Here is a 13,014-nt window from a genome sequence, read left to right on the forward strand (position 1 = left end):
GGAGGGTCGAATGCTGAAAGAATTTCAGGAATTCATTTCCAGGGGCAATGTGATGGACCTGGCCGTCGCCGTCATCATTGGCGCTGCCTTCGGCAAGATCGTCACCTCGCTGGTCGACGACATCATCATGCCTATTGTTGGCGCGATCTTCGGAGGACTGGACTTCAACAACTACTTCATACCCCTGTCTTCTGCGGTGAATGCAACTTCGCTGGCGGATGCGAAGAAACAGGGGGCGGTCTTCGCCTATGGCAGCTTCATCACCGTGGCGCTGAATTTTCTTATTCTCGCCTTCATCATCTTCCTGATGGTCAAGGCGGTGAACAATCTGCGCAAACGGCTAGAGCGCGAGAAACCGGCCGTCCCGGTTGCCCCGCCGCCGGCCGATGTCGCGCTGCTCACCGAAATTCGCGATCTCCTCGCCAGAAAGTAGCGCCTGCGGTAACTTTCTGGACCAAAACCCCGGTCGCTTGCGGCCGGGGTTTTCTGTTTTCGTCCGCCCTGAAACACGCTAGCAGTCGAGCAAACGAAAACGGACCCATCCATGACCCTGATCGATACTCTGCGCGCCGAAGCGCGGGCGGCGCCTGAAAGCGGCATTGTCGCCGTCATGAACCGTGGCCGCGGTCGCGACGGCATGATCCCGCTCTGGGCCGGCGAGGGCGACCTGCCGACGCCTGCCTTCATCACCGATGCAGCCGCCAAGGCACTCGCCGGCGGCGAGACCTTCTACACCTGGCAGCGGGGCATTCCCGAACTCAGGCAGGCGCTCGCCCGCTACTACACCAGGCATTTCGGCAAGACTTTCGCCAAGGAGGAATTCATCGTCACCGGCTCCGGCATGCATGCCATCCAGATGGCCATCGATGCGCTGGCCGGCAAGGGCGACGAACTCGTCTACCTGTCGCCGGCATGGCCGAACTTCGCCGCCGCCGCCGGCATCGCGGGCGCCGTTCCAGTCGCGGTCACGCTCGATCAGTCGGGCAATGGCTGGTCCTGCGATGTCGACAAGATCGCAGCGGCGATCACGCCACGGACCAAGGCGCTGTTCGTCAACACGCCGTCCAACCCGACCGGCTGGACCGCCGACAAGGAGACGCTGCAGGCGATCCTCGATCTCGCCCGCGAAAGGGGCCTGTGGATCATCGCCGACGAGATCTACTCGCTGTTTCATTACGGCGATAGTCGCGCGCCGTCCTTCATCGACATCATGGCCGATGAGGATCGCATCCTGTTCGTCAATTCCTTTTCCAAGAACTGGGCGATGACCGGCTGGCGCATCGGCTGGATCAAGATCCATCCCGCCTTGCAGCAGGTGTTCGAGAACCTGGTCCAGTATTCGACTTCCGGCGTTGCGCAGTTCATGCAGCGCGGCGCCGTCGTTGCCCTCGATGAGGGCGACGCCTTCATCGTCGAGCAGGTGGAGCGGGCGAGGGCGGCGCGCGACCTGGTGTGCGGCATTCTCGCCGAAACCGGCAGGGCGCGGTTCACCGTGCCGCAGGGCGCATTCTATCTGTTCTTCGCGGTCGACGGCATCACCGATTCCCGCGCCGCGGCCTTCGACATGGTCGACCGCGCCAATGTCGGCCTAGCTCCCGGCACCGCCTTCGGCCCCGGCGGCGAATCCTTTCTCAGGCTATGCTTCCACCGCCGTCTCGACCAGCTCGAGGAAGCCGCGCACCGGCTGGCGAAATGGATGAAGAATATGTGAGCTGCCTCGAAGCCCCGAGTTGAAACTCGCTCCGGCGAGTCAGCTGGCGTGGGTTTCGAGAACCGGAGCGCAGCGGACATTTGGGTCCGTGAGCACCGGAAGCGCAGAAAGCCGCGTCAGATGGCCGCCGGAGTAGAGTTTCAAACGGGCTTCAGCCGCCCGACTTCGGCACCAGCAACGGAATGACGCGATCGCTCTTGGCGACCGACGGTCGGCCCGCCGAACCGTAGGGAATCCCCAACGCATCCCATGTCTCGACCAGCGCGTCCTGCAGGGACGCAATCAACGCGTCCGAATGGAACGGTGTAGGCGTGATGCGCAGCCGCTCGGTGCCGCGCGGCACTGTCGGGTAGTTGATCGGCTGGATGTAGATGCCGTGCACACCGAGCAGGCGGTCGCTGGCCATCTTGCAGAGCTCGGGATCGCCGACCAGAAGGGGCACGATGTGGGTAGGCGACTCCATCACCGGCAGGCCGGCCGCGGCCAGCACTTGCTTGGTCCGTGTCGCCTGACGCAGCTGCGCATCGCGCTCGGCCTGCGAGCGCTTGAGATGGCGGATCGAGGTGGTTGCCGCGGCAGCGATCGCCGGCGGCAACGCCGTGGTGAAGATGAAGCCCGGCGCATAGGAGCGCACCGCGTCGATCACGGCGCTGGTGCCGGCGATGTAGCCGCCAAGCGTGCCGAACGCCTTGGCCAGCGTGCCCTCGATGATGTCGATGCGGTCGGCCAGCCCTTCGCGCTCGGTGATGCCGCCGCCGCGCGGCCCGTACATGCCGACGGCGTGGACCTCGTCGATGTAGGTCATGGCGTTGTAGCGCTCGGCGAGTTCGACGATCTGCTTGATCGGCGCGATGTCGCCGTCCATCGAATAGACGCTCTCGAAGACAATCAGCTTGGCGCGCTCGCGGCCGGCCGTCTGCAGCAGGCTTTCGAGATGCGCGACGTCGTTATGGCGGAAGATCTTCTTCTCGGCGCCCGAGCGCCGCACGCCCTCGATCATCGAAGCGTGGTTGAGCTCGTCCGAGATGATCAGGCAATTGGGAAGCAGCTTTGCAATGGTCGAGATCGACGCCTCGTTGGAAACGAAGCCGGAGGTGAAAACCAGTGCCGCTTCCTTGTCGTGCAGGTCGGCAAGCTCCAGTTCGAGCTCGACCAGCGGGTTGCTGGTGCCGGAGATGTTGCGGGTGCCGCCGGCCCCCGACCCCATCTTGCCTGCCGCCTTCTGGAACGCGGCAATGACGTCGGGATGCTGGCCCATGCCGAGATAGTCGTTGGAGCACCAGACGGTGATTTCCTCGGCGCGGCCATTGGCCCGCCAGATGGCGCGCGGGAATTTCCCGACGATACGCTCAAGGTCGGCGAAGACGCGGTAGCGACGCTCCGCATGGAGCTGGTCGATCGCTTCCTCGAAAAACCGCTGATAGTTCATGTCGCCTTCCCAGTTTTGCGCGGGATCATAGTCATTGGCCCATTCGTCGTCCACCTGGCCTTTTTGGTCAAAATGCCACGCCCCGAGCCTGTTCCTAACGACCACGGAACGTGGCCTATTCCCTTGATGTGGATCAATCTTGTTTCAGGACAATGCCACGCGCCGATGAGACTGGTTACCGCAGGTTTTAATGGCCTGGCGGCGGATTTTCCAGTACGGCGACGATTGAGACAGTTCCGATAAATCATGAATAGCGAGGATGCGGATGACGGTTTTGGTGACAGGCGGTGCCGGCTATATCGGTAGCCATATGGTCTGGGAATTGCTGGACACGGGCGACAGCGTCGTCGTCCTCGACCGGCTTTCTACCGGCTTTGAATGGGCGGTGGCCCCGGAAGCAAAGCTCGTCGTCGGCGACGTCGCCGACAGGGAACTGGTCGCTTCGATCATTCGCGACAATAAGATCGACGCGATCATCCATTTCGCCGGCTCGATCGTGGTCCCCGAATCGGTCGCTGACCCGCTTGCCTATTACGAGAACAATACCTGCAAGACGCGCACCTTGATCGAGACTGCGGTGCGCGAAGGCGTGCCCAATTTTATCTTTTCCTCGACCGCCGCCGTCTATGGCGGCGCCGGCCTGGAGCCGGTGCGCGAGGATGCCCGGCTTGCGCCGGAATCGCCCTATGGCCTGTCCAAGCTGATGAGCGAATGGATGCTGCGCGACGCGGCAAGTGCCCATGGGTTGCGCTATACGGCGCTGCGCTATTTCAACGTCGCCGGCGCCGATCCGAAGGGCCGCACCGGCCAGTCGACGCCCGGTGCCACGCATCTGATCAAGGTCGCCTGCGAGACGGCGCTCGGCAAGCGCCCCTTCATGCAGGTGTTCGGCACCGACTATCCGACGCCGGACGGCACCTGCATGCGCGACTATATCCACGTCAGCGACCTGGCGGCGGCGCATCGGCTGGCGCTTCAGCGGCTGCGTGCCGGCGGATCGAGCCTGGTCGCCAATTGTGGTTACAGCCACGGCTATTCGGTGCTCGAGGTCATCGACAGCGTCCGTCGCGTCTTCGGCCATGATTTCGACGTACGGATGGGCGATCGCCGCGCCGGCGACGCCGCCGCGGTCGTCGCCAATTCGGAGCTGGCGCGCGGCGAGCTCGGCTGGACCCCGCAGCGCGACAACCTTGACCGGATCGTTGCCGATGCGCTTGCCTGGGAGCGCATCCTGACCAGCAAGAATTCGGCTCTGGGGTGAAGTGGGCTCTCCGCAAAGGTTGGTTCAGCGCGCTGGGGGCGGAATGAAAATCCTGGTGCTTGGGGCCGGCGTCGTCGGTACGGCGGCGGCCTTTTATCTGGCCAGCGACGGCCATGAGGTGACGGTGATCGAGCGCCATCCGGCGGCGGCACGCGGCACCAGCCGGTCGAATGCCGGCCTGGTGTCGCCCGGGGATGCCACCGCCTGGGCCTCGCCCGCCGCGCTGAAGACGTTCCTGCGCGGCCTCTACAACCACGATCTCGGCATCAAGGTGCGGCTGCGCTTCGATCCGTATTTTTTCGCCTGGAGCCTGCGCTTCCTACGCCAGTGCACGCATAAGCGCATGCGCGCCAACACCGACGTCAAGCTGCGTCTGGCGCTCTATTCGCGCGACTGCATCAACGCCGTCTCCGCCGAAACCGGCATCCACTATGACGAGCGCAAGAAAGGCATTCTGTATTTCTTCCGCTCGCAGCAGAGCTTTGATACCGGCACCGACAATTATCGTTATCTCGGCGAACACGGCCTGCCGATCGAGATCGTCGGCCGCGACCGGCTGGTCGAGCTCGAGCCCGGCCTTGCCGGCGCCAAGGACAAGATAGCCGGCGGCGTCTATTCGCCGATCGACCAGACCGGCGACTCCAGCCAATTCACGCAGAACCTCGCTGCCTATGCCGCCGAGAAACTCGGCGTCCAATTCCTCTACGGCACCACGGTCGAAGGCCTCGACATCGACGGCGACCGGGTGCGCGCCGTGATGACCTCGGCCGGCCCGGTGGCGGGTGACGCAGTGGTCATTTCCATGGGGCCGGAGAGCGGTCTGCTCGGCCGCCGCTACGGCATCGACCTGCCCGTCTATCCTGTGAAGGGCTATACCGTGACTGTTCCGCTGGAAGATGAAAGCAAGGGGCCGATCATGGGTGGCGCCGACGAGGACCGGCTGATCGGCTACTCCAGGCTGGGAAATCGGCTGCGGATGTCCTCGACGGCGGAGTTCACCGGGTTCGACCGCACGTTCAAGCCACGCGATTTCAACTCGATCCTGAACACCGCCAAGGACCTGTTCCCCGGCGCTTTCGACGAGAGCAAGGCCGAGCTCTGGGCTGGACTTCGCCCAATGATGCCGAACTCCGTGCCGGTCATCGGCCGGGCGCGATACGACAATCTCTACCTCGACACCGGCCACGGCCATCTCGGCTGGACCATGGCCTGCGGCTCGGGAAAGTTCCTTGCCGATGTGGTCGCCGGCCGCAAGCCAGAGATCGACCCGCAAGGATTGCTCTACGCGGGCTAGGCATCTCCGGACATCAGGGCGCCATGAGCTCGGCGGTCAGGCTCGTTCGTCGACCGCCGAACGCCAGGAGCGCACGTAACTTGTCCAGAATGGATCGGCCGACGGTTCGGTCCTTTCGCCTCTGCCTTGCGGTGTCCCCTGGTCCGACGCCAGCAAGGCGGCGCCGATGCTGGTACCAGTCGCAGCCTCGGAGGCGATGACGCCACGCGCCGTCGCCGCAGCCAGCATGCGGGTGAACAGCCGGTTGCGGGCGAAGGGTCCTTCGACGATGGTGGGACCGTCCGCGCCGATCAGGTCGAGGCAGGTCGCGGTCATCAGCGCCAGGTAGAACGAGATGGCGACAAAGCGCTGGCCGACGCTCATACCGTCCGCGTTAAGCCATGATGCGGTATGATGCGGAAACGGCCCCGAACCCTGTTGGGTCGAGGGCAATAGGGACGTCTTGCGCGCCAGCACCGTGGCAACATCGTCTTCCGTCCAGTTCTCCGATTGGCCCTCGGTCAGCACGGAAAACTCGCGGCCACCCATGAAGCGCGCCGAGGGCACGGGATCGCCGAGCGCGTTGACATTGACCAGCGTATCGCGGGCCGGGTCGAGCGCGATCTTGTTGCCGCCAACCGCCATCGACACCACCCAGGTGCCGGTCGAGACCACGGAGAAAGGCGGTCGGTCGGACAGGAGATGCGGCAGCAGCGAGGCGTTGGAATCGTGCAGGCCGCAAAACACCGGCGTTTGCGGGTCGAGCCCGGTCCGTGTCGCAAGCGCGGGCAGGATCGGCCCGAGGCGGTCCCTGGCCTGCCGCACCGGCGCCATTAGCCGGCGCCATTGCAGCCGGTCGACCAGCGACGAAAAATCCGCTTTCCACGGGTTCCACAGATCGGTGTGGCAGCCGAGCGAAGTCACCTCGCTGGCGGCGACGCCGGTCAGGCGCAAGGCCCAGTATTGCGGATACATCAGGATCGCGGCGGTTCTGGCGAAATCCGCCGGAAAGCGCTTCTGCTGCCAGAACAGCTGCGCGCCGAGATTGAGGCCGGCCGGCAGGCGCGGCGTGCCGGTCTCGGAGAACGCCGGACGGATCGTGTCATAGTCCCCGGCAAAGGCATCCGGACCATCGAATTCGTAGTCGAGCACCGGCAGCGCCAGTTCGCCTGATGCGTCGACCAGCACGGACGTTGCGCCATGGGTGGTGATCGATATCGCATCGATGCGCTGCTCGCGGTCGATCTCGGCCAGGCTGCCAAGGATAAACGCCCATAACCGCTCGACGTCATGGTGCGGGTATGGGCCTTGCCGAACCGGCTCGTTCACCATCCTGCGCAGCGCGACTTCGCTTGCTGCGGCAAGATCGACCAGCGCCACCTTGGCGTTGGTCTTGCCGATATCGATGACGGCGACGTGGCGGGTCATTCCATATGGAACATTGTTTCCAGCGGCACCGCCACCGGCTCGTTGTTCGGCTTGGTCTCCATGATGTCCGCCATCTCGGCCCACCAACGCTGCATCACCGGATGCTTCGGCAATTCGTCCATGCCGTGGTCGTCACGGCGCCACAGCACGCCGAACAAGGTGTTGGTCTCTTCGTCGAGATGGATCGAGTAATCGGAGATACCGGCCTGCTTGAGCAGCGCGACCAGCGACGGCCAGATGTCGTCGTGGCGCTTCTTGTATTCGGCCTTCATGCCCGGATTGAGCTTCATCTTGAACGCGTATTTCTCCGGCATCAGGCAAAGCGCTCCCGCCGTACTCGCCGCCACAGGATCGGCAGCGCGATGACGATGATCAGCAGCAGGCCGATGAAGATCGACATAACAATCCCTGGCACATTGAGCAGGCCGAGGCCGAAGGTCACCAGCCCCATGATGAAGGCCGCGAGCACGACGCCCACTATGCTGCCGGCGCCGCCCAGGATGCTGACGCCGCCGAGCACCACCATGGTGATGACTTCCAGCTCGTAGCCCTGTGCGATGGACGGCCGGGTCGAGCCGAGCCGCGATGTGATCAGCACCGAGGCGATGCCCGCCATCAGGCCGGTCAGGCAAAACAGGATGAATTTGATACGGCCGACGCGTACGCCGGAAAACTGCGCCGCGACCGGGTTGTTGCCGATGGCAAAGACCCGGCGGCCGAAGCTCGTCCGGTGCAGAAGGAACCAGTAGACGACTGCCGCGATCAGGAAAAGCGTCAGTTCGAACGACACCACCCACCAGACATAGCCCTGGCCGAAGAAGGCGAAGCTCGCGGGATAGCCCTTGTAGGCCTGGTCGCCGAGGATGATGAAGGCAATGCCGCGAAACAGGCTCATCGTGCCGATGGTGACGACGATCGACGGCAAGCCGAGCCTGGTGACGAGCAGTCCGTTGAAGGCGCCGCAGCCGAGCCCGACGACGAGGCCGATTGCCACCAGTTCAGGCATGCCGGCGCCGGCCTGCACCGCCATGCCCATCATTGTTGACGCCAGCGCGATGATGGCGGCCACCGACAGGTCGATTTCGCCGGAGATGATCAGCAGCGCCATGGCCAGCGCGATCAGCGCCTTTTCCGTGAAGTTGAAGGTCAGGTCCGACAGCGACCACGCGTCGAGGAAATAGGGCGAGGCAAAGCTGTTGACGGCAAAGATGGCAACCGCCACGACGACCAGCAGCGCCTCCCATGAGAAGATCGCCGACGTCAGCGGCTTGTCGAGCCGGTCGGGAATATGGCGTGGGGCAGGGGTGTCGGTCATGCCGCTTCCGCCTTCTTGAGGATGATGCGGCCTTGCCGGCGTTCGCCGCGCGCGTTGAGCACCACGGCCAGGATGATGGCGCTGCCTGAAATCGCCATCTGCCAGAAGGGTGAGATGTTGATCACCGGCAGCGCGTTGGAGATGATGCCGAGGAACAGCGCGCCGAGCACCGCGCCGCCGACCGAACCGATGCCGCCGGCAATCGAAATGCCGCCGATGACGCAGGCGGCGATGATATTGAGCTCATAGCCGTTGGCGACCTCGACCGAGGCGATGACGTAGCGCGAAATCCACAGATAGCCGCAGAGGCCGCCGATCATCCCCGAGATGCAGAAGACGATGAATTTCGTCCGGCCGACATCGATGCCGGCATAGACCGATGCGGTCGGGTTGACGCCGATGGCATAGATCGAGCGGCCGAGCCCGGTGCGCGTCATCACCAGGAAGAACAGCGCAATAACCAGCAGGGCGATCCACGACAGTACCGGAATGCCGAGGAAAGCCGCGCGCTGCAACCCGATGAAATCAGCGCTCATCTGGTCGGCGTTGACCCAGGCGCCGCCTGAAATGACGAACGTGGCGCCGCGGTAGATGGTGAGGGAGCCGAGCGTTACCACGATCGAGGGAATGTTCAGCCGCCATACCAGCAGGCCGTTGATGGCGCCGAGCACCAGGCCGACCAGCAGTGCGATGACGATCAGCAGCGGGATCGGGATCGCCGGATGCGCGGCGTTCAGCATTGCCACCACCATGCCGGTGAAGCAGAGATTTGAAGCCATCGACAGGTCGATCGAGCGGGTCAGGATGACGACCATCTGGCCGAGCGCCAGGATCATCAGGATCGACGTGTCGTTGAACACCTGGCGCAGGTTGGCCGGATCGGCAAAACCTGGAAACCGCGTGGAGATCAGCCCGATCAGCACGACGATTGCCGCCAGCAGCCAGACCTCGCGATGTTTGAGAAAAGCCTTCATGCCGCGATCCCCGCTGCCGTCCTGACCAAGGTTTCGGCGTCGAGCCCTTTATTGTCGTAGACCGCGGCAATGCGGCCCTCGCGCATAACGACGACGCGGTCCGACATGCCGAGGATTTCCGGCAATTCGGACGACACCATGATCACCGACAGGCCTTGCGCGACGAGCTCGGCCATGAAGCCGTGCACGGCCGCCTTCGAGCCGATGTCGATGCCCTTGGTCGGCTCGTCCAGGATGATCACCTTGGGCGCGGTCGCCAGCCATTTGGCGATGACGATCTTCTGCTGGTTGCCGCCCGACAGCGTGCCGACGTCCTGGCTGAGCGAGGAGGCGCGCAGATCGAGCCGCTCGGTGTAGGAGCGGGCCAGCGCGAACTCTTCGGCCAGCCGCAATATGCCGGACTTGGATGTGCGTTTGAGCGAGGGCAGCGAGACATTCTGGAAGATCGGCAGGCCGATCACCACGCCTTGCTTGCCGCGCTCCTCCGGCACATAGACGATGCCGGCGTCGATCGAATCCGCCGCCGATTTCGGCGCGATTGCCTTACCCTCCAGCGTGATCGTGCCGCCGCTGGTGCGGGTGATGCCTGATATCGCCTGCATCACCTCGCTGCGCCCGGCGCCGACAAGGCCGTAGAAGCCGAGGATTTCGCCCCTGTGCAGCTCGAAGCCTATGTCGTCGAACTCGGTCGGGTGCGACAGGCCGGAGACGGCCAGCACCGGCGCGCCGATCTCGGCCTTGCGCTGCGGAAAGATGTGATCGACCGAGCGGCCGACCATCATGCGCACGATCTGGCTCTGGCCGGCGTCCTTGATCAGGCCTTCGCCGACCATCTCGCCGTCGCGGAACACGGTATAGCGGTCGGCGATGCGGTAGATCTCATCGAATTTGTGGCTGATGAACAGGATCGCCTTGCCGTCGCTCTTGAGGAATTCGATCAGCAGGAAAAGCTCTTCGATCTCCTTCATCGAAAGCGCTGCCGTCGGCTCGTCCATGATGACGATCCGCGCGTCGATGGACATGGCGCGGGCAACCGCGACTAGGTGCTTGTTGGCAATGCCGAGGTCCTTCAGCCTGGCGTCGGCGTCGATATGGCCGGCGCCCATCGTGTCGAGCACCTCGCGGGCATTCTTGCGCATGGTGCGCCAGTCGATGGTTTTGAAACGCGTGCGCGGCGCATGGCCGAGGAAGATGTTTTCGGCCACCGTCAGGTCGTCGAACAGCACGGTTTCCTGGTGGATGGCGGTGATGCCGTGCCCGAACGCGGCGTGGGCGCTGGGCAGTGTGACCGGCTGGCCGTCGATGCTGATCGTGCCAGCATCCGGCTGGTAGATGCCGGTCATGATCTTGACCAGCGTCGACTTGCCGGCGCCGTTTTCGCCGATCAGCGCGGTTACCTGGCCGGGATAGAGCGACAGGCCGACATTGTGCAGCGCCCGCACGCCGGGAAAGCTTTTCGAGATGCCGGACAGCGTCAGGCGCGGTCCGGATGACAAAGGCGCTTCATGTGCCACTTCGTGCTGGGCTGTCGTGTCCATGATCGTATCAAGCCCTGTAGCAAGGTTCGTTTGAAAGCGCGGCGGGACCTGAGCCCCGCCGCACCGTTTCGAAGGTCCCAGGATCAATAGATCTTGGAGAACTTTTCGATGTTCGACTTGTCGAACTGGAAGGGCGGAGCCATCGCAGCCGAGTTGGTGTCGTCGAGCGTGACCTTGCCGACGCGGCCGATCGACAGCGTAGCACCGGGCTTGGCCTCTTCCTTCTTCACCGCCAGATCGTGGGCGAGGTAGACGGCGGAGTAGCCGAGGTCGATCGGGTTCCACAGCGCAACCGCCTGGCTGGCGCCATTGTCGATGAACTTTTTGAACTCCGACGGCAGCGCCAGGCCGGTGACGTTGACCTTGCCGATCAGGCCTTCATCGGTCACCACCTGCGCGGCGGCAACGACGCCGACCGTGGTCGGTGCGATGATCGCCTTGAGGTTCGGATAGGACTTCAGCAGGCCCTTGGCTTCGTCCGTGCTCTTGGCCGAGTCGTCGTCGCCATAGACGGTGGCGACGAGCTTGATCTTGGGGAACTTCTCCGGCAGCACCTTCTTGGCCGCGTCGATCCAGGCATTCTGGTTGGTCGCGGTCGAAGAAGCCGACAGGATGGCGACATCGCCGCCTTCCGGCAGGTAGTCGGCGGCCAGCTTGATGATGGTCTCGCCGATCAGGTTGGTATCGGAGGGGTTGAGGTGAAGCTGGCGTCCTTCCGGCGCGACGCCTGAATCCCACGAGATGACGGTAATGCCGCGCTGCATCGCCTTCTTCAGCACTGGCACCAGCGCGTCGGCGTCGTTCGCCGAAATGGCGATGGCATTGACCTTCTGGGCGATCAGCGAATTGACCACTTCGATCTGCGCTTCGGCGGTCGCCTTGGTCGGGCCGGTGTAGATGATGTCGACATCGCCGAGCTCCTTGGCCGCCTCTTCGGCGCCCTTGTTGGCGGCGTCGAAGAAGCCGTTGCCGAGCGACTTCACCACCAGCGCGATCTTGACGTTTTCGGCGTAGGCGGCATTCACGAACATGGCGGCGGAGAACGCCGCCGTAACCATCAGTTTCTTCAGAAAGCTCATCGAATATCCTCCCTTGAGCGTTGCATTCCATCGCCGCTGCGGGCGTGAGTGGTTCTCAGGCCTGCAGCGAAGATTCTTCCTTGTTGGTTGCCGTTGTGCGGGCGATGATCAGCGTCACGCCGGCGGTCTCCAGCATCTTGGCTTCGCGATCCTCGATGGCGTCGTCGGTGATCACCGTGGCGATGCGCGACAGGCCGCACAGGATCAGGCTCGAGCGTTTGCGGAACTTCGAGGAATCGACCAGCACCACCAATTCGTCTGCCTGGTCGATCAGTTTCTGCTCGGCCTGGATCAGCAGCGGGTCGCCTTCCATAAGACCGAGCGGCCCCAGCCCTTGCGCGCCCATGAACATGCGGCGCGCGTAGAAATTGCGCGTCACGTCATTGTCGAACGGCGACAGGATGATGTTCTGCTCGCGGTAGATGGTGCCGCCCGACAGCATCACCGTGTTCTTGGAGTGCCTGAGCAAATGCTCCGCGATCGGGAAGGAATTGGTGAAGATCGGCATGCGGCGGCCGGTCAGGAAATGCACCATCTGGAAGGTGGTGGTGCCGCCATTGATGATGATCGGCTCGCCGTCCTTGCACAGTTCGACGGCTTCCCGCGCGATTGCCCGCTTCTGCGAAGCGTTGATGGTCTCGTTGACGGAAAAGGGCCGGCCGGCAAGGCCGATGAACTGCGGCGGCGAAAGCGCCTCGGCGCCGCCGCGCACCCGGCGCAGCCGTTTTTGCACATGCAATGCCGCGATGTCGCGCCGGATCGTCGCCTCCGACGACTCCGTCAGGTCGACCATCTCCTGCACCGTCACCACAGGCTTTTCCTGGACGGCGGACAGAATGATCCTGTGGCGCTCTTTCTCGTGCATGGTTCCTCCCTGCCGGAGCATCTAGTCACCCAAAGCGCGCAGTGTCAATCATTTCCGATCAGATAATTTCATTGTGCAATGCAATATGACTGATATTGATCGTTTGTGATTGACAAGGCCGCTGCTTGCGTAGAAATTCGT

12 protein-coding genes are annotated in these 13,014 nt (G+C 63.4%); 4 read left to right on the forward strand and 8 right to left on the reverse strand.

Annotated features, from left to right (window positions below; translation table 11 throughout):
• The first annotated feature begins 10 nt into the window (after positions 1–10).
• Positions 11–433 (forward strand): large conductance mechanosensitive channel protein MscL, encoded by a 423-nt coding sequence (gene mscL, locus NKH28_RS02980; RefSeq protein WP_352977726.1) that lies wholly within the window; start codon positions 11–13, stop codon positions 431–433.
• Positions 434–544: 111 nt separating this feature from the next.
• The gene (locus NKH28_RS02985) at positions 545–1,711 is read left to right on the forward strand and encodes a pyridoxal phosphate-dependent aminotransferase (RefSeq protein WP_352977728.1); all 1,167 of its coding nucleotides are present in this window, start codon (positions 545–547) and stop codon (positions 1,709–1,711) included.
• A 151-nt stretch (positions 1,712–1,862) separates the two neighbouring features.
• Here NKH28_RS02985 and hemA read toward each other — a convergent pair whose 3' ends face one another.
• Positions 1,863–3,140, reverse strand: coding sequence for a 5-aminolevulinate synthase (hemA, locus tag NKH28_RS02990; RefSeq protein WP_352488572.1), 1,278 nt, complete (start codon positions 3,138–3,140; stop codon positions 1,863–1,865).
• Between the two features lie 265 nt (positions 3,141–3,405).
• Between hemA and galE the strand changes: the two genes are divergently transcribed.
• Complete coding sequence (gene galE, locus NKH28_RS02995) at positions 3,406–4,401, forward strand: UDP-glucose 4-epimerase GalE (protein WP_352977778.1); 996 nt, start codon at positions 3,406–3,408, stop codon at positions 4,399–4,401.
• 43 nt (positions 4,402–4,444) lie between these two features.
• Positions 4,445–5,695, forward strand: coding sequence for a D-amino acid dehydrogenase (locus tag NKH28_RS03000; RefSeq protein ID WP_352851863.1), 1,251 nt, complete (start codon positions 4,445–4,447; stop codon positions 5,693–5,695).
• A 36-nt stretch (positions 5,696–5,731) separates the two neighbouring features.
• Here NKH28_RS03000 and NKH28_RS03005 read toward each other — a convergent pair whose 3' ends face one another.
• The 7 genes from NKH28_RS03005 to NKH28_RS03035 all read right to left on the reverse strand — a co-directional run bounded on the left by NKH28_RS03005 (position 5,732) and on the right by NKH28_RS03035 (position 12,873).
• Complete coding sequence (locus NKH28_RS03005) at positions 5,732–7,102, reverse strand: FGGY-family carbohydrate kinase (protein ID WP_352977731.1); 1,371 nt, start codon at positions 7,100–7,102, stop codon at positions 5,732–5,734.
• Positions 7,099–7,416, reverse strand: coding sequence for an L-rhamnose mutarotase (gene rhaM, locus NKH28_RS03010; RefSeq protein ID WP_352470130.1), 318 nt, complete (start codon positions 7,414–7,416; stop codon positions 7,099–7,101). Before rhaM ends, NKH28_RS03005 begins: the two co-directional genes overlap by 4 nt.
• Entirely contained in the window at positions 7,416–8,417 is a 1,002-nt protein-coding gene (locus tag NKH28_RS03015; RefSeq protein ID WP_352977733.1) for an ABC transporter permease, read from the reverse strand. Before NKH28_RS03015 ends, rhaM begins: the two co-directional genes overlap by 1 nt.
• The gene (locus NKH28_RS03020) at positions 8,414–9,391 is read right to left on the reverse strand and encodes an ABC transporter permease (RefSeq protein WP_352977735.1); all 978 of its coding nucleotides are present in this window, start codon (positions 9,389–9,391) and stop codon (positions 8,414–8,416) included. The genes NKH28_RS03015 and NKH28_RS03020 overlap by 4 nt, the downstream gene beginning before the upstream one ends.
• Positions 9,388–10,929 (reverse strand): sugar ABC transporter ATP-binding protein, encoded by a 1,542-nt coding sequence (locus NKH28_RS03025; RefSeq protein ID WP_352488251.1) that lies wholly within the window; start codon positions 10,927–10,929, stop codon positions 9,388–9,390. Before NKH28_RS03025 ends, NKH28_RS03020 begins: the two co-directional genes overlap by 4 nt.
• Positions 10,930–11,012: 83 nt before the next feature.
• Positions 11,013–12,008 carry a rhamnose ABC transporter substrate-binding protein gene (rhaS, locus tag NKH28_RS03030; RefSeq protein ID WP_352448664.1) on the reverse strand — a complete coding sequence of 332 codons (996 nt, stop codon included), beginning with the start codon at positions 12,006–12,008 and terminating at the stop codon, positions 11,013–11,015.
• A gap of 55 nt (positions 12,009–12,063) precedes the next feature.
• Positions 12,064–12,873 carry a DeoR/GlpR family DNA-binding transcription regulator gene (locus NKH28_RS03035; protein WP_352488252.1) on the reverse strand — a complete coding sequence of 270 codons (810 nt, stop codon included), beginning with the start codon at positions 12,871–12,873 and terminating at the stop codon, positions 12,064–12,066.
• Positions 12,874–13,014: the final 141 nt, after the last annotated feature.

This window comes from Mesorhizobium sp. M1227 (genome assembly GCF_040318315.1).
Classification (GTDB): Bacteria; Pseudomonadota; Alphaproteobacteria; order Rhizobiales; family Rhizobiaceae; genus Mesorhizobium.

What these genes read in the sequence shown, in the direction of transcription:
- rhaS (WP_352448664.1), bottom strand. Translation starts at nt 12,008, where the DNA reads ATGAGCTTTCTGAAGAAACTGATGGTTACGGCGGCGTTCTCCGCCGCC.
- NKH28_RS03025 (WP_352488251.1), bottom strand. Translation starts at nt 10,929, where the DNA reads ATGGACACGACAGCCCAGCACGAAGTGGCACATGAAGCGCCTTTGTCA.
- galE (WP_352977778.1), top strand. Translation starts at nt 3,406, where the DNA reads ATGACGGTTTTGGTGACAGGCGGTGCCGGCTATATCGGTAGCCATATG.
- NKH28_RS03005 (WP_352977731.1), bottom strand. Translation starts at nt 7,102, where the DNA reads ATGACCCGCCACGTCGCCGTCATCGATATCGGCAAGACCAACGCCAAG.
- NKH28_RS02985 (WP_352977728.1), top strand. Translation starts at nt 545, where the DNA reads ATGACCCTGATCGATACTCTGCGCGCCGAAGCGCGGGCGGCGCCTGAA.
- NKH28_RS03000 (WP_352851863.1), top strand. Translation starts at nt 4,445, where the DNA reads ATGAAAATCCTGGTGCTTGGGGCCGGCGTCGTCGGTACGGCGGCGGCC.
- NKH28_RS03035 (WP_352488252.1), bottom strand. Translation starts at nt 12,873, where the DNA reads ATGCACGAGAAAGAGCGCCACAGGATCATTCTGTCCGCCGTCCAGGAA.
- NKH28_RS03020 (WP_352977735.1), bottom strand. Translation starts at nt 9,391, where the DNA reads ATGAAGGCTTTTCTCAAACATCGCGAGGTCTGGCTGCTGGCGGCAATC.
- NKH28_RS03015 (WP_352977733.1), bottom strand. Translation starts at nt 8,417, where the DNA reads ATGACCGACACCCCTGCCCCACGCCATATTCCCGACCGGCTCGACAAG.
- rhaM (WP_352470130.1), bottom strand. Translation starts at nt 7,416, where the DNA reads ATGCCGGAGAAATACGCGTTCAAGATGAAGCTCAATCCGGGCATGAAG.
- hemA (WP_352488572.1), bottom strand. Translation starts at nt 3,140, where the DNA reads ATGAACTATCAGCGGTTTTTCGAGGAAGCGATCGACCAGCTCCATGCG.
- mscL (WP_352977726.1), top strand. Translation starts at nt 11, where the DNA reads ATGCTGAAAGAATTTCAGGAATTCATTTCCAGGGGCAATGTGATGGAC.